The sequence below is a fragment of the Paenibacillus sp. Mc5Re-14 genome, from assembly GCF_001049835.1.
In the GTDB taxonomy this organism is placed as follows: Bacteria; Bacillota; Bacilli; order Paenibacillales; family Paenibacillaceae; genus Paenibacillus; species Paenibacillus polymyxa_C.
Genome location: NZ_CVPD01000002.1, coordinates 2,430 through 29,025, shown reverse-complemented (window position 1 = coordinate 29,025; position 26,596 = coordinate 2,430). Strand labels below are relative to the sequence as shown.

Sequence of the window (26,596 nt, the reverse complement as noted above, 5' to 3'; positions counted from 1 at the left end):
AGAAGTGAGCGGGGAAACGGCATTGCTTCCGATCCATCATTGGTTCTTTGAACAGGAGCAAGTGGACGCGCATCATTTTAATCAGGCGGTTATGCTGCACCGGGAGCAGGGCTTTGACGAAGCTGCTTTGCATCAAGCGTTAATCCAGTTGACGGAGCACCACGATGCACTGCGGATGGTGTTCAGGAAGACCGAGCAAGGCTACCAAGCGTGGAATCGCGGAATACAGGAAGGCGAGCTGTATCATCTGGACGTGCTGGACTTTAGGGATTTGACGGATGAAGTCACCCTGAGCACGAAGATTGAAACGAAAGCAACTGAAATTCAAAACAACATAAACTTGTCTGAAGGACCGCTGGTAAAGCTCACTCTGTTCCGTTGTACTGATGGAGACCATTTGTTGGTGACAATCCACCATTTGGTGGTCGACAGCGTATCATGGCGTATTTTGCTGGAGGATCTGGCATCCGGCTATGAGCAGGCTTTACGGGGCGAGTCTGTCCGCTTGCCGAATAAGACGGATTCTTTCCGCCTTTGGGCTGATCAGCTGTCAGCTTATGCGAACAGCGCCGCGTTGGAGAAGGAACGTGCGTATTGGGAGCAGGTGGAGGAAGCAGGGAAGAGTCTGGCATCCTTGCCTATGGATTACACTCATAAATCTCAGGCCAAGCGACAGCTTCAGGATGATCGAACACTGACCGTAGCGTGGACGGTCGAAGAAACGGAACAATTCTTGAAACAAGCTCATCGGGCCTACAATACAGAAGCAAACGACCTACTGCTGACAGCTCTGGGCATCGCCATTCAGGAGTGGGCAGGCATCCGTCAGGTGCTTGTAAACTTGGAGGGTCACGGACGGGAAGCCATTTTGCCGGATATGGATATTACGCGCACGGTCGGTTGGTTTATTAGCCAATTCCCAGTTGTACTGGATATGGGCGAGGACCGGAATGTGGGACAGCGTGTTAAGAACGTCAAGGAAGGGCTGCGCCGTTTGCCGCATAAAGGGATTGGATACGGGATTTTGAGATATCTTGCTGACGGAGAAGGGAAAGCAACTTTTGTTGCCGAGCCGGAAATCAGCTTTAACTATCTTGGACAATTTGATCAGGATTTGAAAAATAATGCTTTCCGCATGTCTCCTTATTCCATCGGAGCTTCCATGAGTGACACGTTGACCAAGCGGTATGCGCTGGATATTAACGGCATGATCACGGACGGTGCACTGGAACTGACGATCAGCTACAGCAACAAAATGTTCATGAAAAAATCAATCAAAAAGCTGGCTGATTTACTTCAGGAGAGTTTACGTGAGGTATTGGCTCACTGTGTGGCCAAAGAGTTGCCGGAGCTGACCCCAAGCGACTTGTCCTTCCGAGGACTGACGACTGTAGAGCTGGATCATATTGTAGAGCAGACGGCTGCTGCGGGGGAACTGGAAAACATTTATTCGTTAACACCCATGCAAAAAGGCATTCTGTTCCACGGCTTAATGGAGCCGCAATCCGGGGCATATTTTGAGCAGGCGACATTTGATCTACAAGGCAGCTTTCAAGTGGAGACTTTTGCCGAAAGCCTCAATCAACTGGTGGATCGCCATCAAATATTCAGAACGAATTTTTATAGCGGCTGGAATGAACAGCCCTTACAGGTGGTGTATCGACACAAACATGCGGGGTTCCGTTTTGAAGATATACGCTTGATGGGACAAGAAGAGCAGGACGCATACATTGCTGATTTTGCTGAGCGCGACAAAGCCGAAGGCTTTCATTTCAGCTCAGGCGAGCTGATGCGGGTGTCTATTTTACGTACAGGCGAGGAGTCGTACCGTTTTGTGTGGAGCTTCCATCATATTTTGATGGACGGCTGGTGCTTGTTCCTGGTTGTAGGGGAAGCATTTAATACGTACTTTGCCATCCTCGAAGACCGCAAGCCGGAGCTTGCCCCGGTAACACCATACAGCGAATATATTGAATGGCTGGATCGGCAGGACAAGACGGAGGCTGAACGGTTCTGGCGTGATTATTTTGCGGGCTTTGAGCAGCAGACGGTATTGCCGCAGGTCAAACAGCTGGACGGTCACGCTAAAGCATATGAAGCGGACAAGCTTTCGTTTACACTGGGCCGTGAAGTGACGGAGCGGATGAACAAGCTGGTTAAGCAGAAGCAAGTGACGGTCAACACACTTCTGCAAGCAGCGTGGGGCGTTGTGCTGCAGCGGTATAACAACAGCCGGGATGTGGTATTTGGCAGTGTCGTATCTGGTAGATCAGCCGATATTCCGGGCATAGACAAAATGATTGGGTTGTTCATTAATACGGTTCCTGTACGGATTCACAGTGAGAAAGATATGACATTTGCTGGGCTGATGAAGCAGATCCAGGAGCAGGCACTGGCTTCCCGTGCCTATGAAACCTATCCGTTGTATGACATTCAGGCCCTGACCGAGCAGAAACAGGACTTGGTAAACCATATTATGGTGTTTGAAAACTACCCGGTGGAACAGCGCATGGAGCAGATGGGTAGCCGTGGCGCGAATGGCTTTACGATTGCCAATGCTTCCATGTCAGAGCAAACGAACTATGATTTCAACATTACGGTTGTGCCGGGTGATGAAATTCATTTCCATTTGGAGTACAACGCGAAGGTGTTGGAACGTGCAGCTGTAGAGCAAATCCGTGAGCATTTGCTGCATATGATTGAAGAAGCGATTCACAGGCCAGATGCACGGGTGGATGAGCTTCAATTGGTGACTGCTGCGGAAAAAGCAAAAATCATCGATGGTTTTGGATCAGTAGGCGTCGCTGCGTGGACTGATGAAAAAGAATCTAATTTGTTGTTCCACGCCTATGTGAAACAACAGGCACAGCTTGTGCCGGATCACGTGGCCGTTGTATACGAGGAACGGCAGTTTACGTACCGCGAGCTGAACGAGCGTGGAAACCAGCTTGCTCGCAGATTGCGGAATGAGGGCATTGGACGCGAGTCCATTGTCGGTATTTTGAGTGAACGCTCGGTGGACATGCTGGTCGGCGTACTGGCGGTGTGGAAAGCCGGAGGCGCATATGTACCGCTGGATGCGGATTATCCGTCCGATCGGATTCGCTTTATGCTGGAGGACAGTGGTGCGACGGTGCTGCTAACGCAAACTGGTTTGCAAGAGCGTGCACAAGCATGGCTCAACTTGGATGGAGAGCAGACGGAGGGCGAACTGGAAACAGCAGCTGGCGCTGAAACGATGGAAAGAGACAGCCTGAGTGAAGGCGTAAGCTTGAAATTAGATTCGAAGTCTGACAACGAAGAAGCATCCGAATCGGCAACAGGACTGCGTCTGCGTACTGTATTGGCATTGGACGATGAGTCGCTGTACACCGGGGATGTCACGGATATCGAACCGATCAATGAACCGCACGATTTGGCATATGTGATATACACGTCTGGGACAACCGGACGTCCGAAGGGCGTCATGATCGAGCATCGCAGCTTGGTGAATACAGCTGCGGCGTATCGCCGAGATTACCGTCTGAACCAGTTCTCGGTGCGACTGCTGCAACTGGCCAGCTTCTCCTTCGACGTGTTCGTTGGCGATATTGCGCGGACGCTCTATAACGGGGGCACGATGGTCATTTGTCCGAAAGATGACCGCATTGATCCAAGCCGTCTGTACGGATGGATTCGCGATTACCAAATCACGGTGTTCGAATCGACTCCGGCCTTGATCGTACCGTTTATGCAGCATGTGCATGAACAGGGGCTGGACATGAGCAGCATGGAACTGCTGATCACCAGCTCGGATAGTTGCAGCGTGACGGATTACCGGGTGCTGCAAGAACGGTTTGGCGCAGATATCCGCATCATGAACAGCTACGGCGTCACGGAAGCGGCGATTGACTCCAGCTTCTATGACGAAGAGCTGTCGAAGTTGCCAAGCAGTGGCCATGTGCCGATTGGCCAGGCATGGCTGAACGCACGCTTCTACATCGTGGACAGCCAGCTGAATCCGGTGCCGATCGGTGTACTGGGTGAGCTGTGCATTGGCGGTGCTGGCGTGGCACGGGGTACCTGAACCGTGCGGATCTGACCGCTGAGAAATTCGTAGCGAACCCGTACGTACCGGGTGAACGGCTGTATCGTACCGGCGATTTGGCGCGGTGGATGCCGGACGGCAATGTGGACTTTATTGGCCGGATGGACTATCAGGTCAAAATTCGGGGCTACCGGATCGAGCTGGGCGAGATTGAAACGGCGATCCAGCGAGTGCCAGATGTGCGTCAAGCCGTAGTCATCGACCGGACGGACGAGCGTGGAAACAAATATTTGTGCGGATACATCACGGGAGAAGCCGAGCTGCGGATTGAGGAGGTACAGGCAGCGCTGGAAGCCGGGTTGCCAGCGCACATGGTGCCTGCGCGCCTGATGCGACTGGAGACCATCCCGCTGACCAGCAACGGCAAAATCGACCGCAAGGCTTTGCCGGAGCCAGAAGGCAGCATCCATACGGGAGCAGCCTATGTAGCCCCGCGTACCACAGTGGAGCAAGTACTGGCTGCGGTATGGGCTGGAGTACTGGGCGTGGAAGCCGTAGGCACGCAGGATAACTTCTTTGAGCTGGGTGGCGATTCGATCAAAGCACTGCAAGTATCGTCTCGCTTGCTGCAAGCAGGCTATCGATTGAACATGAAAGACCTCTTTAGTAATCCGACAGTAGCAGCACTCAGTCCTTTGCTTCGTACAGATGTCAAGATGGCCAGTCAGGAAGAGGCAGTAGGCCCGGTGGAACTGACACCTATTCAGCGATGGTTCTTCGAGCAGCAGCCGGCCGACCTGCACCACAGCAACCAGGCGATGATGCTGTATCGAGCTGGGCGCTTTGACGTCGACGCGTTGCGCCGTACGATGGACCGTATGGTCCAGCATCATGACGCATTGCGCACGGTATTCCGTGAGACGGAGCAGGGCTATGTCGCTTGGAACCGCAGTGTAGCGGAAGGCGAGCTATACACGCTGGACATTGTAGATTTCAGCGCAGTGGAAGACGAATCCACCGCTGTTGAAGCCAAGGCGAGTGAAATTCAAGCGAGCATTCATTTGAGTGAGGGTCCACTTGTGAAGCTTGGTCTGTTTCACTGCGCTGAGGGCGACCATTTGCTAATCGTCATTCATCATTTGGTTGTGGACGGTGTATCGTGGCGTATTTTACTGGAAGATTTGGCATCCGGTTATGAGCAGGCTGTTGCAGGTCAAACCGGCACAGCGATCCGACTGCCGCATAAAACAGATTCATTCCAGGTATGGGCCAAACAGCTGTCAGCCTATGCCAGCAGTGCGACGATGGAGCGGGAGCTTGCTTACTGGCAGCATATCGAACAAGCAGAAGCTAGCCTTGTGAAGCCTTTGCCGAAGGATTTTGCAAATGACAATGCTCTGCTTGGAGACAGTGAGGTTGTGACGGTCCGCTGGACGAAGCAGGAAACCGAGCAGCTGCTCAAACAAGCTCATCGCGCGTACAACACGGAAATGAATGACCTGTTGCTGGCTGCGCTCGGAAAAGCAGTCTATGACTGGTCTGGTTCCGAACGGGTGCTGGTCAATCTGGAGGGCCATGGACGGGAAGCCATTGTATCGGATGTGGATATTACGCGCACGGTCGGCTGGTTTACGAGCCAGTTCCCGGTTGTACTGGATGGAAGTTTGGGACAAGGGGGACATACCGCTCGTCTGATCAAAAGGATCAAGGAAGGGCTGCGTCATATTCCGCAAAAAGGCATCGGCTATGGTATTTTACGATACCTGTCAGATATGAATGCGCTGGAGAAAGCAGGCGTACAGTTACAGGCTCAGCCTGAGATCAGTTTTAACTATTTGGGCCAATTCGATCAGGATTATAAAGGCAATGATCTACAGCCTTCCGCCTATTCTATCGGTGTGCCTGTCAGCACGAACGCGACTATGGATTTTGCGCTGGATATCAATGGAGTGATCGAAGATGGCGAGTTGATGTTCACGATTCGCTACGGCACAACGCAGTTCCGTCATGAAACAATTGAACGGCTTGGAGAGCTGCTGGCATCCAGCTTGCGTGAGGTGATTCATCACTGTGTTGCCCAAGAAAGAACGATGCTAACCCCAAGTGATGTCCTGTTAAACCATGTAACGCTGGATGAGCTGGAGCAATTGGTGGAAGATACGCGAGATCTGGGCGAGCTGGAAAATGTGTATGCCTTGACGCCGATGCAAAAGGGGATGCTCTTTTACAGCTTGATGGATGAGGATTCGGCAGCTTATTTTGAGCAGGCCACCTTTGAGTTGAATGGCCGCTTCGATGTAGTTACTTTCGGTAAAAGCTTTGATCTGCTCGTGCAGCGTCATGAGGCATTGCGGACGAACTTTATCAACTCCTGGAAGGATGAGCCTGTACAGGTCGTTTTCCGCAACCGTAGCGGACAATTATATTATGAAGACCTGCGCGGACTGGAAAAAGAGGAACGAGCAGCTCGTGTTGAAGCTTTTGTCATCGAAGATAAAGCAAAAGGATTCAATCTCGCAGAGGGCGCACTCATTCGTATCTCCATCCTGCAAACCGGGGATGAAACGTATCACTTTATCTGGAGCTTCCATCACATTTTGATGGATGGCTGGTGCTTGTCCTTTATGACACAGGAGGTATTCGGTAGCTATCTGGCACTGCGTGCGGGAGGGGAGCCAGTACTGGAGCCAGTCACGCCGTTCAGTCGATTTATTGAATGGCTGGAACGTCAGGACCGTGAGGCAGCCTTGCAATACTGGAGTGGGTATTTGGCGGACTATGAGCAGCAAATTACGCTTCCTCAGCAAAAAACACAGCCTAAATCGATGCACGTCGGGGAATATATCGCTGAAGATCTGGATTGCGAATTCCAGCCAGAGCTGGCTGCCCAGGTTGAACGGGTGGCGAAGCAAAATCAGGTCACGATCAATACGCTGATTCAGACCGTATGGGGCGTCTTGTTGCAAAAATATAACAATAGTTCGGATGTCGTGTTCGGCAGCGTTGTGTCTGGTCGCCCAGGGGATATTCCAGGTGTAGAGCACATGATCGGGCTGTTCATTAATACGATTCCAGTGCGTGTGCAGTCTGAACAAGGCGAAACCTTTGTCGAGCTGATGAAACGAACCCAGCAGCAGGCGCTGGCTTCCAATGCCTACGATGCGTTCCCGCTGTATGAAATTCAGGCGCTGACCGAGCAGAAACAGGATTTAATCAATCATATTATGATTTTTGAAAATTATCCGGTGGAGCAACAGGTAGAGCAGTTGGGCAGTGAAGGACAGGAGCCCTTCACAATTTCGAATGTGGTGTCTACAGAGGAAACCAACTACGATCTGAACGTCGTCGTTATGCCGGGAGAAGGCATCAAGATTCGTTTTATGTATAACACGCTCAGCTTTGATCAAGCAGGTATTGAGCGTCTATATGGGCATTTCGCACGTCTGCTGGAGCAAATTTCGCTCAACCCGCATGTTCGGGTTGAAGAGCTGGAACTACTCACAGCAGCGGAAAAACAACAGATTACAGCGGCATTTAATGACACCGCTTGTGCATTCCCATGCAAACAGACGATCCATCAGCTGTTCGAGGAGCAGGTAGAATATACGCCAGACCAGGTGGCATTGGTGTTTGGACATCAGAGTCTGACTTATCGGGAACTGAATGAACGGGCCAACTCATTGGCACGCATACTTCAAGCACAGGGAGTAGGACCTGACAAACTGGTCGGCCTGATGGTGCATCGCTCAGTGGAAATGATCGTAGGTCTGCTGGCCGTTCTAAAAGCAGGTGGTGCTTATGTGCCAATTGATCCCGAATTTCCGTCCTCTCGTATTGCATACATGCTGGAAGATAGCGAGGCCACAGTGCTTCTGACCAGTCGTGATCTGTTGGAAGAGCATCATTGCCACGCCAATGCAATATTTCTTGAAGATAAAGAATTGTATCAGGGAGAGAACGGCAACCTGGAGACAGTTGCTCAGCCAGAGCATTTGGCATACGTCATCTATACGTCTGGTTCGACTGGAAATCCGAAAGGAGTTATGCTCCAGCATCGCTCGGTCCTCAATTTTATTACAGGGATGCGCGAAGTCATTGACTTTGAAGCCAGCCAAACCATTTTGTCACTGACGACCATTTCATTCGATATTTTTGTCTTGGAAACCATCTTGCCTCTGCTGGGTGGAATGACGGTCGTGCTTGGCGACAGCCAGCATCAGGTGAATCCTCAGGCACTAGGTGAATTGATTGCTCATCATCATATTGAGATGTTGCAAATGACACCATCCCGGGTGCAAATGCTGCTGGGTCATGAAGCAGGCTCCCGCGCGCTGCAAGGCGTGAAGGCAATTATGGTCGGGGGCGAAGCCCTTCCGTCCAAGCTGCTCGCAGCACTGCAAGAAATAAACGGTCCCCGTATTTACAATATGTACGGACCTACAGAAACGACAGTTTGGTCGACTGTGCAGGAACTGACCCATGCTCAACAAATTAACATTGGACGCCCTATCGCGAATACCCAAATATTTATCATGAATGCGAATGGGGAGTTGCAGCCAGTCGGTGTGCCGGGTGAGTTATGTATTGCCGGGGAAGGATTGGCCCGTGGGTATTGGAAACGTGAAGAACTGACGGCCGAGAAATTTGTAAATAATCCGTTTGCTGGTGACAAGGCAGACCATGAGCGGATGTATCGTACAGGCGATTTGGCAAGATGGATGCCGGATGGCAACATTGAATATTTGGGTCGGATGGACCATCAAGTGAAAATCAGAGGCTACCGGATCGAACGGGGCGAGATCGAATCGCAGCTGCTGCAGATGGAGTCCGTACAAGAAGCGGTCATCATGGCCCGCACGGACGAAACGGGTCAAACCCAGCTAGTGGCGTACTACGTGGCGAGTCAAGAGCTTGGAGCTAATGAGCTGAGGCAGGAGCTGGGACAAGAGCTGCCAAGCTATATGGTGCCGTCGTATTTCATCTGGTTGGAGCAGATGCCGCTGACACCGAACGGTAAAATCGACCGCAAGGCACTGCCTGCACCGGAAGGCAGTCTGCACAGCGGTGCGGATTATGCAGTGCCACGCACTGTAACGGAACGAGCACTCGTAGCGATCTGGCAGTCCGTCCTGGGCGTGCCAACTGTAGGTACTTTGGACAATTTCTTTGACCTGGGCGGCGATTCCATCAAGGCGATTCAAATCGTGTCGCGTGCATTCCAGGCAGGCTACAAGCTGGACATGAAGGATTTGTTCCGCTATCCCATCGTCGCAACACTTGCACTGCATATGCATGAGGTAAGCCGCATGGTAGATCAAGGAGAAGTGAGCGGGCAAACGGCATTGCTTCCGATCCAGCACGGGTTCTTTGCACAGGAGCAAGTAGACGCGCATCACTTTAATCAGGCGGTTATGCTGCACCGGGAGCAGGGTTTTGATGAGTCTGCTCTGCGTCAGGCGCTTGGCAAACTAGCAGCGCACCATGATGCACTGCGGATGGTGTTCAGCAAGACCGAGCAAGGCTACCAAGCATGGAACCGCGGAATACAGGAAGGCGAGCTGTACCACCTGGATGTGCTGGACTTTAGCAATTTGACGGATGAAGTCATGCTCAGCACGGCAATTGAGACGAAAGCCAGTGAAATTCAAAGCAGTATTCAACTGCAAGAAGGGCCGCTGTTAAAGGCTGGCTTGTTCCACTGTGCAGACGGGGATCATCTCCTGATGGCGATTCACCATTTGGTCATGGACGGGGTATCATGGCGTATTTTGTTCGAGGATTTGGCTGTAGCTTATGAACAGGCCATCCGTGAAGAGGCGCTCCAGTTACCAGACAAAACGGAATCATTCCGTTCCTGGTCACAAAAACTTTCCACCTATGCGAATAGCGCAGCCATGGAAAGTGAACACGCCTACTGGGAAGAATGGAATGCAGCCGCTTTGTTAGACCAAGTACGTTTGCCTGAGGATCAAGGGCAGGCTGAACCGTTTACCCTAGCTGACACGGATACAGTGGTCTTCCAGCTTACGGAGGAAGAGACAGAAAAACTATTGAAGCAAGCACATCGCGCGTATAACACGGAAGTGAACGATCTGCTGCTGACCGCATTGGGCATGACGCTGTACACGTGGACGGGTCATGAACGCAGTCTGATTCATTTAGAGGGACACGGACGTGAGAACATTTTGCCGGATACGGACCTTTCTCGTACAGTAGGCTGGTTTACGAGTCAATATCCGGTATGGCTTGACATCGGCCGTGATCACGCTTTGTCGGAATGCATCAAACAGGTCAAAGAGAGTCTGCGTCATATTCCTAATAAAGGAATTGGCTATGGAATTTGGAGATATTTGAATGAATCTGGTCAAGCCGTTGGTCAACATCAAGCTTTTGCCGAGCCACAAGTAAGCTTTAACTATCTCGGACAGTTTGATCAGGACTTGCAAAACAGCGATATCCGTATGTCTCCTTACTCGATGGGATCGGTCATTAGTGACCGTACGAAGATGAAATATGCGCTCGAAGTGAGCGGAATCGTAACGAACGGCATCCTGGAACTGGAGATTCGGTATAACGGAAAAGCCTTCCGTAAGGACACCGTGCAGATGCTGGCTGATCTGTTGAAATCCAATCTGCTTGAAATGATCGAGCATTGTGTCACACGGGAGCGGACCGAATTGACTCCAAGTGATGTACTGTTTAAAGGTCTGACCCTGGAGCAATTAGATACGATTAAGGAGCAGACAAAGACGCTTGGGGAATTGGAAAATGTGTACCCGCTAACGCCAATGCAAAAGGGTATGCTGTTCCACAGTTTGATGAATGCAGAAACAGGCGTGTATTTTGAGCAGGCGACCTTTGATCTTGAGGGCTACTTTGCACCGTCTATATTCGAGGAAAGCTTGAAGCTGCTGGTTAGTCGACATGCTATATTACGGACGAATTTCTATAGTGGCTGGCATGGTCAACCGTTGCAGATTGTCTATCGTCATAAAAATCCGAGCTTCTTTTATGAGGATGTCAGAGGGTGTGAACAGGCTGTAGCTGAATTTGTGGCCCAGGACAAAGCTCGAGGCTTTGATTTAAGCAAGGATGCGCTCATGCGCGTAGCTGTCTTCCGCACGGGTGATCGCTCATACCGTTTTGTATGGAGCTTCCATCATATTGTGATGGACGGCTGGTGCCTGTCCCTGATGACGGACGAAGTGTTTGGTGCATATGTTGCCTTGCTGGAGAATAAGCAGCCAGAGCTCGCACCTGTCAAGCCGTATAGTGACTATATCGAATGGTTGGAACATCAAGATGCACGGGAAGCGACCCGTTATTGGAGTAACTATTTGGCAGGTTTTGAGCAGCAAACATTGTTGCCTAGTGAGAACGTGCAAGCTTCTGTAGTAGAACGCGATGAAGATACAGACAGAAGCGGTGGAAGTTCAAATTCCGGTTATGTTTCGGAAAAGCTGCCATTTATGTTGGGTAAAGAACGGAGTGCCACATTAAACCGAATTGCCAAGCAACAACATATAACGATTAACACATTGCTGCAGAGCGTTTGGGGCGTTATTTTACAGAAATACAATAATAATCAGGATGTTGTGTTTGGTAGTGTTGTATCCGGTCGTCCGGCAGAAATTGCAGGCGTAGAGAACATGATCGGTTTGTTTATCAACACGATTCCGGTACGGATATGCAGTGCACCGGATGCTACATTTGCTGAAGTATTGCAGCGTACACAGGAACAGGCTTTGGCCTCCAGTGTCTATGACACGTTCCCGCTGTACGACATTCAGGCACTGACTGAACAAAAACAAGACCTAATTCATCACATCATGGTCTTTGAAAACTACCCAATCGGGCAGCAGATGAAGCAGATGGGCGGTTCCGGCGAGACAAAGGCACAAACAGGCTTCTCTATTGCCAATGTGGCACTTGCAGAGCAAACCAACTACGATTTTAATCTGATTGTCGTTCCTGATGAGGATATCTCTATCCTGTTTGAATACAATGCGCTGGTGTATAACCGGTCTGCTGTGGAGCGTATCTATGGTCATATCAACCACGTCATCGGACAAATCGTGGACAATCCGCATATCCATGTGAATGAGCTGGAATTGGTGACACCGGAAGAGCAGACACAGATCGTTCAGGTGTGGGGAGATACGGCGGCAGCCTATCCGCAGGATCAAACGCTAAGCGCATTATTCGAGCAGCAGGCAGCGAACACGCCGGAGCAAGTGGCGGTGTTGTGCGGAGCGGAATCGTTGACCTACGCAGAGCTGAATGAGCGAGCCAACCGTCTCGCACGCACCTTGCGTGCCGAAGGGGTTGAACCGGATCAGCCGGTAGGCATTCTGGTCCACCGTTCACTGGACATGATCGTAGGCATCTATGCGATCCTGAAGGCAGGCGGAGCCTATGTGCCGATTGATCCGGAATATCCGGCCGACCGCATCCGCTTTATGCTGGAGGACTCAGGCGCGAAGCTGGTGCTGACGCAATCGCATCTAGCGGAGCAAGCATCGCTGAGTTTCGACGGCCAGGTGCTGATACTGGATCACGAGGACATCTATCACGAAGATGGCTCGAATCTGGAGCCACTGGCTGGATCGCACCATGTCGCCTATGTCATTTATACCTCTGGCTCCACGGGAAAACCGAAGGGCGTGATGGTGGAACACTATTCTGTGCTGAACCGGATTTTGTGGATGCATGATCGGTACGGCTTGAGTGCGGAAGATACGATCCTGCAAAAGACCGCCTTCACCTTCGACGTGTCGGTGTGGGAGCTGTTCTGGTGGTCGATGGTCGGCTCGAAGGTAAGCCTGCTGTCCGTGGGCGGGGAAAAGAACCCGGAAGATATCGTCGAAACGATTGCCCGCGATGGCGTGAGCACGATGCACTTTGTTCCAGCCATGCTGCATGCGTTCCTGGAGTACGTGGAGCAGCAGCCACGGGAAGTGATGCAAGCGAAGCTGGGCACACTGCGCCATGTCTTTGCCAGTGGTGAAGCGTTGCCGCCACAGCATGTGGCCAGGTTCCAGCGGCTCGTATCGAGCCTGACCGGAGCGAAGCTGATCAACCTGTACGGCCCAACCGAAGCGACGGTGGACGTATCGTACTTTGATTGCGAGCCGGATGAGGAATATACAGTTATCCCGATCGGGAAACCGATTCAAAATATCCGTCTGTATATCGTGAAGGAAGGCACGGAGCAATTGCAGCCGATTGGTGTGGCAGGGGAACTGTGCATCGGCGGTGTCGGCGTAGCCAGAGGTTACCTGAACCGTCCGGAGCTGACGGCCGAGAAATTTGTGAAAGATCCGTTTGCCGGAGGCAAAGCAGGCTATGAACGGATGTACCGCACCGGCGATTTGGCGAGATGGATGCCGGACGGCAACATTGAATATCTGGGCCGGATCGATCATCAGGTGAAAATCAGGGGTTATCGGATTGAGCTGGGCGAGGTCGAATCGCAGCTGCTCCAGGTGGAATCGGTACGCGAAGCGGTCGTCGTGGCCCGTATGGACGAAATGGGCCAAAACCACATGGTGGCCTACTATGTCGCGGGACAAGTAGTCGATGCCAGCGAGCTAAGAAGTGAGCTGGGACGGGAGTTGCCAGGCTACATGGTGCCATCCTACTTTGTACAACTGGAACAGCTGCCACTGACACCGAATGGCAAAATCGACCGCAAGGCATTGCCTGCACCAGAGGGCAGCCTGCAAACCGGGGCCGATTATGCCGAGCCGCGTACGGCGCAAGAACTCGCTTTGGTAGCGGTCTGGCAGTCGGTACTGGGGCTGCAGACGGTCGGTATTTTGGACAATTTCTTTGATCTGGGCGGTGATTCGATCAAGGCGATCCAAATCGCATCCCGTGCGTTCCAGGCTGGCTATAAGCTGGACATGAAGGATTTGTTCCAGTATCCAACCGTTGAAGCTCTGGCACCGCATATGCACGAGGTCCGTCGTATGGCAGATCAGGAAGAAGTCAGCGGGGAAACGGCGCTACTTCCGATCCAGCATTGGTTCTTGGCGCAGGAGCGCGAGCGTCCACAGCACTTTAATCAAGCGGTCATGCTCTATCGCGCGGAGGGCTTTGAGGAGACGGCAATTCGCCAAGCCATGGATCACCTCGTGAAGCATCATGATGCGCTGCGTATGGTATTCCATCAGACTTCCGCTGGTTATACAGCTTGGACTCGCCATGTAGAGGAAGGCACGTTATATACACTGGAAATGGTAGATTACCGTGAACGGGCCGCTTATGCGGAAGCGCTGGAAGCGAAGGCAACGGAAATCCAAAGCAGCATGGACCTGTCCGCAGGACCTTTGGTGAAACTCGGATGGTTCCGCACAGCGGAGGGCGACCATCTGCTGATCGCCATTCACCACTTGGTGGTGGACGGGGTGTCGTGGCGGATTCTGTTTGAAGATTTCTCGACAGGCTACGAGCAGGCGATCCAGGGCGAGCCTGTACGATTGCCCTATAAAACAGATTCCTTCCAAACTTGGGCACGGGAGTTATCCTCTTATGCTAACCGTCCTGAGGCTGCATCGGATGAAGTCTATTGGAAGCAGCTGGAACAGGTCAAAGCTGAAGCTGCACCACTGCCTAAGGATTTTGCCTACGAGGGCTCCGTGAATGCAGACAGCGAAGTGCTAACGGTGGAGTGGACTGAAGCTGAAACCCAGCAACTGCTGAAGCAGGCCCATCGCGCCTATAACACCGAGGTCAATGATTTGCTGCTGACCGCGCTGGGACTCGCGGTGCACAACTGGACAGGTGCAGGCCATGTACTGGTGAACCTGGAGGGACACGGTCGGGAAGCGATCTTGCCAGAGGTGGATATTACACGTACAGTAGGCTGGTTTACGAGCTTGTATCCAGTGCTGCTGGATACAGGTGCAAACCTGACGCTGGCTCAGCGGATTAAAGAAACGAAGGAAGGATTGCGCCGGATTCCGCATAAAGGCCTGACCTATGGCACTTGGCGTTACCTGTCCTCTGCGTTGCCTGCAGATGAAGTGGGCACGATCGCAGCCGAGCCGGAAATCAGCTTTAACTATTTGGGTCAAGTCGATCAAGATCTGCAAAACAGTGGAATCACGTTGTCCTCCTACCGTGCAGGGGAAACAGAGGATGCCCATTCACCGTTACTGTACACGCTGGATTTGAACGCGATGATCTCAGAAGGTAAGCTGCGCTTGACGATCGCTTACAGCCGTAAGCAGTATCGTAAAGAAACGCTGGAACGGGTGGCGGGGCTAATGAAATCTGCTTTGCAGGAGGTCATTGCGCATTGCGCCGCTCAAAAGCAGCCTCAGCTGACGCCAAGTGATGTATCCTTCAAAGGTCTGACGACTGGAGAGCTGGAACAGATCGCGGAACAGGCGGCACGTATTGGTGAGCTGGAAAATGTATACGCACTGACGCCGATGCAGAAGGGCATGCTCTTTTACAATCTGATGGATTCGCAATCGGGAGCATATTTTGAACAGGCCTCCTTTGATCTGCGAGGAGAGTTTAATATCGCTGCCTTTGCGGCCAGTTTGGATGTATTGGTGCAGCGGCATACAGTACTGCGTACGAACTTCTACAGCGGCTGGAAGGATGAACCGCTTCAGGTCGTGTACCGGAATAAGCGCAGCGAACTGTATGTTGAGGATTTGCGGGATATGGAGGAAGAGAAGCAAAACGAGTACATGCTCGAATTTACGCGCCAAGACAAGCAAAGAGGCTTTGATCTGGCGCAGGATGCTTTGATGCGTGTCGCTGTTTTGCGCACAGGTGAGGAATCGTACCGTTTTGTATGGAGCTTCCATCATATCGTGATGGACGGCTGGTGCTTGTCACTGGTGACCAACGAAGTGTTTGCGAGTTATTTTGCGATACTGGCTCATAAACAGCCGGAACTGGCCCCTGTAACGCCGTACAGTCAATATATCGAATGGCTAGAGCAGCAGGATCGTCAGGCCGCATCGAGCTACTGGAGCAAGGTTCTGGATGGATATGAGGAGCAGTCCCGCTTGCCACAGGCAAAAATTCAGGGTAAGACGGGGTATCAGTCGGAGCGTTTGGATTTTGATTTGGGCGCAGAGCTCACAGCTGGTATTCAGCGCATAGCCAAGCGTTATCAGGTGACCATCAATACGTTGATGCAAACCGTATGGGGCCTTTTGCTGCAAAAATATAATGGCACCGATGATGTCGTGTTTGGCAGTGTGGTATCTGGACGTCCGGCAGACATTCCGAATGTGGAGCATATCATTGGTCTGTTTATCAATACGATTCCGGTGCGTATCCGCAGTCAGGTGGACAGCGTATTCTCCGACGTGATGAAGCACATCCAGGAGCAATCGATTGCTTCCCATGTGTATGATACGTATCCGTTGTATGAAATTCAGGGGTTGTCGGAGCTTAAGCAGGATTTGATTCATCATATTCTTATTTTTGAGAACTATCCGGTAGAGGAGCAAATTGAGCAATTAGGTAGTAGTGAGGCGTCCAGCTTCACGATCACAGGAGCCGAGTCCGTTGAGCAGACCAACTATGACTTTAACGTGGTAGTGCTGCCGGGAAACACCATTCATATGAGCTTTGGCTATAATGCCCTAGCCTTTGAACGGGAAAGTGTGGAGCAAATTCGAGGTCATCTGGTGCAGCTGCTGAAGCAGGTGACAGCGAATCCGAACATTCGTGTACATGAACTGGACATGGTTACGATGCAGGAGCGTAAGCAAATCGTTGAGGTGTGGGGCAATACAGCGGCAGCCTATGCAAGCGAGCAAACGATTCACGGCTTGTTCGAAGCGCAAGCATTAGAGACGCCAGAGCAGACAGCCTTGTTCTTTGAAGGAGAAACGCTGACTTATCGCGAGCTGAATGAACGCGCGAATCGTCTGGCACGTACCTTGCGCAGTCAAGGCGTGACGAAGGATCGGCTGGTGGGTCTGATGACCGAGCGTTCGGTGGATATGATCGTGGGCATCTTCGGGATTTTGAAAGCTGGAGGCGCATATGTCCCTATTGATCCGACGTATCCGGAGGAACGTATCCGCTACATGCTGGACGACTCGGGTGCGAAGCTGCTGTTAACACAAAGTCATCTGATGGACAAAGCAGTTATTGATGGTCAAGTACTGGTATTGGATGGAGCACAAACCGTGTACCACGGGGATGGTTCCAATCTGGAGCCGCTGTCTGGTCCGAACGATTTGGCGTATGTAATCTATACGTCGGGTACAACCGGGCAGCCGAAGGGCGTTATGCTGGAGCATCACGGGCTCTGCAATCTGAAAACGTATTTTGATCAGACACTCAAGATTAGTACAACGGATCATGCACTGCTGTTTGCCAGCTATTCGTTCGATGCGGCTTGCTGGGAAATCTTCCAAGCGCTGTTCTGCGGGGCTACGTTATATGTGCCAACAACAGAGACGATTTTGAACTACGAGCGGTTTGAGCAATATATGGCGGATCACCACATTACGGTGGCTGCTTTGCCACCGACCTATGCGGTGTATCTGGAGCCGCAGCGGATGTCAAGCCTGCGTATTCTGTTCACTGCGGGTTCAGCGTCTTCCACAGAACTGGTATATAAGTGGAAGGATCAGGTGGCGTATTACAATGGCTATGGTCCAACCGAAAACTCGGTGGCAACATCCATTTGGCCGGTATCCGAGGATGAAAGGGCAGGACAGCTCATTTCCATCGGACGTCCTATGCCGAATCACCGGGTATACATGGTGGATATCCATGGACATTTGGCGCCGGTCGGCGTAGCGGGTGAGCTGTGCGTGTCCGGTCCGGGTCTGGCGCGTGGTTATCTGGATCGCCCAGAGCTGACGGCAGAGAAATTTGTAGCGAACCCGTTTGCGGTGGGTGAAGCAGGCTATGAACGAATGTACCGTACGGGGGACTTGGCGAGATGGATGCCAGACGGCAACATTGAATATTTGGGCCGGATCGACCATCAGGTAAAAATCCGGGGCTACCGGATCGAACTGGGCGAAGTCGAGGCACAAATCGTGAAAGTGGAAGACGTGCAAGAGGTCATCGTACTGGCCCAAGCGGACGAGCAGGGGCAAAACCAACTGGTGGCGTACTATGTCGCTGAAAGAGACGTAAGCGCTGGGGAGCTGCGCAGCTTCCTGAGTGAGGAGCTGCCAAACTACATGGTGCCTTCGTATTTCATTCAGTTGGAGCAGATGCCGCTGACACCCAACGGTAAAATCGACCGTAAGGCCCTGCCGGCACCGAAAGGCAGTCTGCAAAGCGGAGCGGATTATGTAGAGCCGCGCACAGCACTGGAGCAGACGTTGGTTTCGATTTGGCAGTCTGTATTAGGAACGAAGAACATCGGGATTTTAGATAATTTCTTTGATCTGGGCGGCGATTCGATCAAAGCAATCCAGGTATCCTCCCGCTTGCTGCAAGCGGGCTACAAGCTGGACATGAAGGATTTGTTCCAATATCCGTCCATTTCGCTGCTGAGTGGTCATGTACACCCAGTTAGCCGTACGGCCGATCAGGGCGAGGTTTCGGGAAGTGTTAAGCTGACTCCGATTCAGCAGTGGTTCTTTGGACAAGCATCGGCAGAGCCGCACTATTTTAACCAGTCGGTGATGCTGCATAGAGCAGAAGGCTTCGACATAGGCGCATTGCATCACACGGTGACCCAGGTGACGGAGCATCATGATGCGCTGCGTATGGTCTTCCGTCAGACCGAACAGGGCTATGAGGCGTGGAATCGCGGTGTGAACGAAGGCGAGCTGTACAGTCTGGACGTTGTAGATTTGACGGATGTGCAAAACATGGCAGAGGTGGCAGCCGCAATTGAGATGAAAGCCAATGCCATCCAAAGCTCCATTCATCTGGATGAAGGACCGCTGGTGAAGCTGGGACTTTTCCGCTGCATGGATGGAGATCATTTACTGATTGCCATTCACCATTTGGTTATAGACGGGATCTCATGGCGGATTGTGTTTGAAGATTTTGCGACTGGATATGAGCAGGCCGTTCGGGGAGAAGCGATTCGCTTGCCTTATAAAACGGATTCGTTCTCCACTTGGGCAGAACGGTTGTCTCAATATGCGAACAGTCCGGCCATTGACAACGAACGCGAATACTGGCAGCGTCTTGCCCACATGGAAGTTGCATCGCTACCTAAGGATCAAGACAAAGCAGCAGGACAGCATTTTTGGGTCAGAGATAGTGAGACGGTGACCGTAGCTTGGAGCGAACAGGAAACCCGGTTGCTGCTTCAGGAATCACATCGTGCGTACAACACGGAGGTCAATGATCTGCTGTTAACCGCACTCGGCAGCGCATTGTACAACTGGAGCGGGCAGAAGCGTGTGCTGGTCAATCTGGAGGGACATGGCCGGGAGGCTATTGTTCCAGATGTGGATATCACACGTACCGTGGGCTGGTTTACGAGTCAGTATCCAGTATTGCTGGATGTGGATGGAAAGGCGGAAGTAGGGCAGCGCATCAAGCGGGTCAAAGAGGACCTGCGTCATGTGCCGCATAAGGGCATTGGCTACGGTATTCTGAAATATCTGTCTCAGGATAACGCTAATCTTTCCTGGAGCCTGCAGCCTGAGATCAGCTTTAACTATTTGGGACAATTTGATCAGGATTTGGAACAGAGTGACATCGTGCTGTCTTCGCATACGGACGGAGAACCGATGAGTGGTTATACCGTGCTGGAGCAGCCGCTGAATGTGAACGGCATGATTACAGCAGGCGTGCTGACCTTGGAAATTCGCTATGACAGCCAAGTATATCATCAGCAAAATGTAGAGAAGTTTGCCCGGCTGCTACGGGAAAGCTTGCAGGAAGTAATCAAGCATTGTGCCTCCCAAGAGCGGAGCGAACTAACGCCAAGCGATGTCTTGTTCAAAGGCTTGTCGTTGGAACAACTGGAGCAATTAACGGAGCAAACGGCTTCTGTGGGTGAACTGGAAAATGTGTATGCTCTTTCTCCCATGCAGAAAGGGATGCTGTTCCATAGCTTGATGGAACCCGACTCAGGTGCATACTTCCAGCAAGCCTCGTTTGATCAAAAAGGCAGCTTCGATGTTGCTGTTTTCCGCAAGAGCCTAGATCTGCTGACACAGCGTCATGAAGCGCTGCGGACGAATTTCCATCGGTTTGAGACCGGACACGGTCAGGAGCCATTGCAACTGGTGTTCCGTCACAAAGATAGCGATCTGTCCTTCAAGGATGTACGCGGAATGCCGAAAGCAGAACAACAGGCGTATATCCAGGCGTTGAAGCAGGAGGATCAGGCTCGGGGCTTTGATCTCGGTACGGATGCACTCATGCGCGTACAGGTATGGCAGACCGATGAAGAAACGTATCACTGGGTTTGGAGCTTCCATCACATTATCATGGACGGCTGGTGCTTATCGCTCGTTACGGGTGAGGTGTTTGGTACGTACTTTGCGCTGCTGGAGCAGAAACAGCCGGAGCTGGCTCCGATCACACCGTATGGCCAATATATCGAGTGGCTAGAGCGTCAGGATGAACGTGCGGCAAAAGAGTATTGGAGCAACTATTTGGCGGGCTTTGAACAGCAGACGTTGCTGCCTGGATCGGATACTGCATCGAAAGACCACGTGACGGACAGCAGGGAACATGCGGTATCCTCGACAGCAAGCGAAGCCAGCGAATATGTTTCTGAAAAAGTAACGGTAGATCTGGATCCAACGTGGAGCGAAGCCATGTACCGGATTGCAAAGCAGCAGCAGGTCACGATCAATACGCTGATGCAGAGCGTGTGGGGCGTTATTTTGCAGCAATATAATAACAATGAAGATGTTGTATTCGGCAGTGTCGTATCTGGACGTCCGACGGATATTGCTGGCGTAGAAAATATGATCGGTCTGTTCATTAATACGATTCCGGTTCGGATTCAAAGTGAACGAAATGCCACGTTTGTCGAAATCATGCGGAACACGCAGGAGCAAGCGCTGGCTTCGGGGGTATATGACAGCTTCCCGCTGTATGAAATTCAGGCGCTGACCGAGCAGAAGCAGCATCTGATTAATCACATTATGGTATTTGAAAACTATCCGGTAGAGGAGCAAGTCGAGCAGTTGGGTGAAGTTCGTCCGTCTGCATTTGACATTACGAATGTAGAGGTTGTTGAGCAGACGAACTATGATCTGGATTTGATTGTGATGCCGGATGAAACCTTCCGCATCATGTTCAGATACAACGCGAATGTTTACGACCGGTCTACGATCGAGCGGATGCAGGGACATGTACTGCATGTCATCGGGCAAATCGTGAACAATCCGCATATCCGTGTGAATGAGCTGGAATTGGTGACACCGGAAGAACAGGCACAGATCGTTCAGGTATGGGGAGATACAGCGGCAGCCTATCCGCAGGATCAGACACTAAGCAGTCTGTTTGAGCAGCAGGTCGCGAACATGCCGGAGCAAGTCGCGGTACTGTGCGGTGAAGAGTCGCTGACCTACCGTGAGCTAAACGAGCGAGCCAACCGTTTGGCCCGGACGCTGCGTGCGGAAGGGGTGGAACCGGATCAGCCGGTGGGCATTCTGCTTCACCGTTCGCTGGACATGATCGTAGGTATCTACGCGATCCTCAAGGCAGGCGGAGCTTATGTACCGATCGATCCGGAATATCCGGCCGACCGCATCCGCTTTATGCTGGAGGACTCGGGCGCGAAGCTAGTGCTGACGCAATCGCATCTGGCGGAGCAAGCATCGCTGAGTTTCGACGGCCGGGTGCTGGTGCTGGACCGTGAGGACATCTATCACGAAGATGGCTCGAATCTGGAGCCCTTGGCCGGACCGCACCATGTGGCCTATGTGATCTATACCTCCGGTTCCACCGGAAAACCGAAGGGCGTGATGGTGGAACACCATTCCGTGCTAAACCGGATTTTGTGGATGCATGATCGGTATGGCCTAAGCGTGGAAGATACGATTCTGCAAAAGACCGCCTTTACCTTCGACGTGTCGGTGTGGGAGCTGTTCTGGTGGTCGATGGTCGGCTCAAAGGTAAGCCTGCTGTCGGTCGGCGGGGAAAAGAACCCGGAAGACATCGTCGACACGATTGCCCGCGATGGCGTGACTACGATGCACTTTGTACCAGCCATGCTGCATGCGTTCCTGGAGTATGTGGAACAGCAGCCACGAGAAGTGATGCAAGCGAAGCTGGGCACACTGCGCCATGTCTTTGCCAGTGGTGAAGCGTTGCCGCCACAGCATGTGGCGAGGTTCCAGCGGCTCGTGTCGAGCCTAGCCGGAGCGAAGCTAGTCAACCTGTATGGACCAACCGAAGCGACGGTGGACGTATCGTACTTTGATTGCGAGGCGTCAGAGGAATATGCGGTTATTCCGATCGGGAAACCGATTCAAAACATTCGTCTGTACATCGTGAAGGAAGGCACGGAGCAATTGCAGCCGATTGGTGTGGCAGGGGAACTGTGCATCGGCGGTATAGGCGTAGCACGAGGATATCTGAACCGTCCAGAGCTGACGGCCGAGAAATTTGTAGCTGATCCGTTTGCCGGCGGGGAAGCAGGGTATGAGCGAATGTACCGTACCGGCGATTTGGCGAGATGGATGCCGGACGGGAACATTGAATATCTGGGCCGGATCGACCATCAGGTGAAAATCCGGGGGTACCGGATTGAGCTGGGCGAGGTCGAAACGCAGTTGCTCCAAGTGGAATCGGTACGAGAAGCGATTGTCATGGCTCGTGCAGATGAAACGGGACAAAAACACATGGTCGCCTACTATGTCGCGGGGCAAGAAATCAGTGCCAGCGAGCTGAGAAGTGAGCTGGGGCAGGAACTACCAAGCTACATGGTGCCGTCCTACTTTGTACAGCTGGAGCAGATGCCACTGAGTCCAAATGGCAAAATCGACCGCAAGGCACTGCCAGCACCGGAAGGTAGCCTGCAAAGCGGGGCCGATTATGTCCCGCCGCGGACGTGGGTGGAAGTGAAGCTGGCGCAAATTTGGCAGGATGTGCTGGGCCTGGCGCAAGTTGGCGTGAAGGAAAACTTCTTCGAGATTGGCGGACATTCGCTGCGGGCGACGACACTAACCTCGAAGATTCATAAGGAGCTGAACAAGCAGCTTCCTCTGCGCAGTATTTTTGAAGCACCAACGATTGAACAACTGGCAGCCGTGCTGGAAGGTCTGGATCAGGTGGCGTATGCGTCCATTCCGGTAACGGAAGAGCGTAGCTTCTATCCACTATCCTCGGCGCAAAAACGACTGTATGTGCTGCATCAGTTCGATCCGCTGGATGTGAACTACAACATGCCGTCGGTGCTGCAAGTGAGCGGTCCGCTGGACGTGAAACGAGTGGAAGACGTGTTCCGTCAACTGATCACCCGCCATGCGACGTTGCGTACCCGTTTTGAGCTGGTGGACAATGAGCCGATGCAATGGATCGAGGACACCGTGCCATTCGAGGTGGAATATACGAAGATACAGGCAGAAGATGTGATTGCGGATACAGATCAGGACACAACTACAGATACGTACACAAGGGTCAACATAGAGGCGCAACAGCTGGTGCGGCGCTTTGTCCGTCCGTTTGATCTCAAAGCTGCGCCGCTGCTGCGAGTAGGCTTGGTGGATCTGGGCATTCAAGGAGTAGAACAGGAATCCCAACATCTGCTTATGCTCGATATGCACCATATCGTCTCAGATGGGGTGTCCCTGGAGGTCCTGACTGATGAGTTTGTCCGTTTGTATGGCGGTGAAGAGCTGGCGCCATTGCGGATTCAGTACAAAGATTATGCCGTATGGCAGCAAAGCGAAGCCCATCAGGAATGGATGCAGCGTCAGGAAGCGTACTGGCTGAGCACTTTCCAAGGTGAACTGCCTGTACTGGACCTCTCTACGGACTTTGCTCGCCCAGCGGTACAGAGTACGGCAGGGGATACGATCGAATTTGTACTGGAGCGTGAGGTTAGTGAACGCCTGAAAGAACTGGCTGCCCAGACCGGCTCTACCCTGTATATGGTGATGCTGGCTGCGTACACCACACTCTTGCACAAATACACAGGCCAAGAGGACATTGTAGTCGGTACGCCGATTGCAGGACGACCGCATGCGGAGCTCAGTAATCTAGTCGGTGTCTTCATTAACACGCTGGCGATTCGTAATTATCCATCCAGCGACAAATCGTTCCTTGAGTATCTGCAAGAGGTCAAGGAACATGCGCTCAGTGCGTATGAGCATCAGGATTATCCTTTTGAAGAATTGGTTGAAAAATTGAATGTAGCGCGGGATACGAGCCGGAATGCGCTGTTCGACACGATGTTTGAATTGAAAACGTTGGAGAAGCGGGAGTTCGAGCTGGAAGGGCTGAGCTTGAACTCCTATCCACTGGATAATCATACATCCAAATTCGATCTGAGCTTGGAGGCAATAGAGCAGCCAGAAGGCATTCTGTGCAGTCTGGAATACAGCACAGTGCTGTACAAGCGGGAGACCATGACGCGATTGGCACAGCATTTTGCGGAAATTGTTCGAGCGATTGCCTATCATCCACAGCAGCCACTGGCAGTTTTGAATATGGTAACCGATGAGGAACAAGAGCAACTCATCTACGGTTTTGGAGAAGTGGGCGTAACGGATGTTGCTGTTGAAGCAGGAGCCCTGTTCCATACCTTTGTGGAAAAACAGGCCCAGCTTATACCAGATCACGTGGCGGTGGTGTACGAGGAGCAACAGCTTACGTACCGGAAACTGAACAAGCGTGCGAACCAATTGGCGCGTAGATTGCGAAATGAAGGTATCGGACGCGAATCGATTGTCGGCATTCTGAGTGAACGGTCGGTAGACATGTTGGTCGGCGTATTGGCGGTATGGAAGGCTGGAGGCGCATATGTGCCGCTGGATGCGGATTATCCGTCCGAACGCATTCGTTTCATGCTGGAGGACAGCGGTGCGACGGTGCTGTTGACCCAAACAAACTTGCAGGATCATGCGCAGATATGGCTCGAAGAAAGCCGGCAGGCCTTGGCCGGAGGGCAGACTGAGAGTGAGCTGGAGACGGCAGTTAGCGCTGAAACGATGGAAAGAGACAACCTGAATGAAGGCGTGAGCTTGAAATCAGATTCGAAGTCTGACAGCGAAGCAGCATCTGAATCGGCAACAAAGCTGCGTCTGCAAATCATGCTGGCATTGGACGATGAGTCACTGTACACCGGAGATACGACAGACGTTGATCACATCAACGAACCGCAGGATCTGGCGTATGTGATCTACACCTCCGGAACAACCGGACGTCCGAAGGGTGTTATGATTGAGCATCGCAGTTTGGTGAATACGGCTGCGGCGTATCGCCGGGATTATCGCCTGAGCGAGTTCCCAGTACGACTGCTGCAACTGGCCAGCTTCTCCTTCGACGTGTTTGTCGGGGATATGGCGCGGACGCTCTATAACGGCGGCACGATGGTCATCTGTCCGAAAGACGACCGACTTGATTTTAGCCGTCTGCACGGATGGATTCGTGATTATCAAATTACCGTGTTCGAATCAACTCCGGCCCTGATCGTACCGTTTATGCAACATGTGCATGAACAGGGGCTGGACATGAGCAGCATGGAACTGCTGATCACCAGCTCAGACAGTTGTAGTGTGGCGGATTACCGGGTGCTGCAAGAGCGGTTTGGCGCAGATATCCGCATCATGAACAGCTATGGCGTCACGGAAGCGGCGATTGACTCCAGCTTCTATGACGAAGAGCTGTCGAAGCTGCCAAGCAGCGGTCATGTGCCGATTGGTCAGGCGTGGCTGAATGCCCGTTTCTACATCGTGGACAGCCAGTTGAATCCGGTGCCGATCGGTGTACTGGGCGAACTGTGCATCGGCGGAGCCGGGGTCGCACGGGGGTACCTAAACCGTGCGGACCTGACGGTGGAAAAATTCGTAGCGAACCCGTACGTACCGGGCGAACGACTGTACCGCACAGGCGATTTGGCGCGGTGGATGCCGGACGGCAATGTAGACTTTATCGGCCGAATGGATGATCAGGTCAAAATCCGGGGCTTCCGGATTGAGCTGGGCGAGGTGGAAGCGCAGCTGCTGACTGTGGATGGCATTGAGAAAGCCATCGTCACCGCCTGGGAAAACGAAAACGGAGACAAAGATCTGTGCGCGTATGTCGTAGCTTCGGAGGCGCTGAATTTGCCGGAGCTGCGCAGCACACTCCAGCCCAAACTGCCGAGCTATATGATCCCGACGTATGTCGTACCACTGGATCAATTCCCGCTGACACCAAACGGAAAAATTGACCGCAAAGCGTTGCCAGCACCGGAAGCGCGCCTCGAAGGAGGTACGGAGTATGTTGCGCCGCGGACACCGCTGGAAGAACAATTGGTACGTATTTGGAAAAGCGTTCTGAATCATCAGCGGGTAGGCATCCAGGATAACTTCTTTGAAGTGGGAGGACATTCTCTGCGCGCTACAACACTGATGGCGAAAATCCATCAGGAGCTGAATCACAAGCTGGCCTTGCGAGATATTTTCCAATATCCGACGATTGAGCAATTGGTACAGGTGA

At 52.2% G+C, this 26,596-nt stretch carries 1 pseudogene (running past one end of the window); it reads left to right on the top strand.

The annotated features are described in order from the left end of the window. A pseudogene (locus BN1546_RS25060) lies at nucleotides 1–26,596 on the top strand (amino acid adenylation domain-containing protein); it begins 3,440 nt to the left of the window's first position.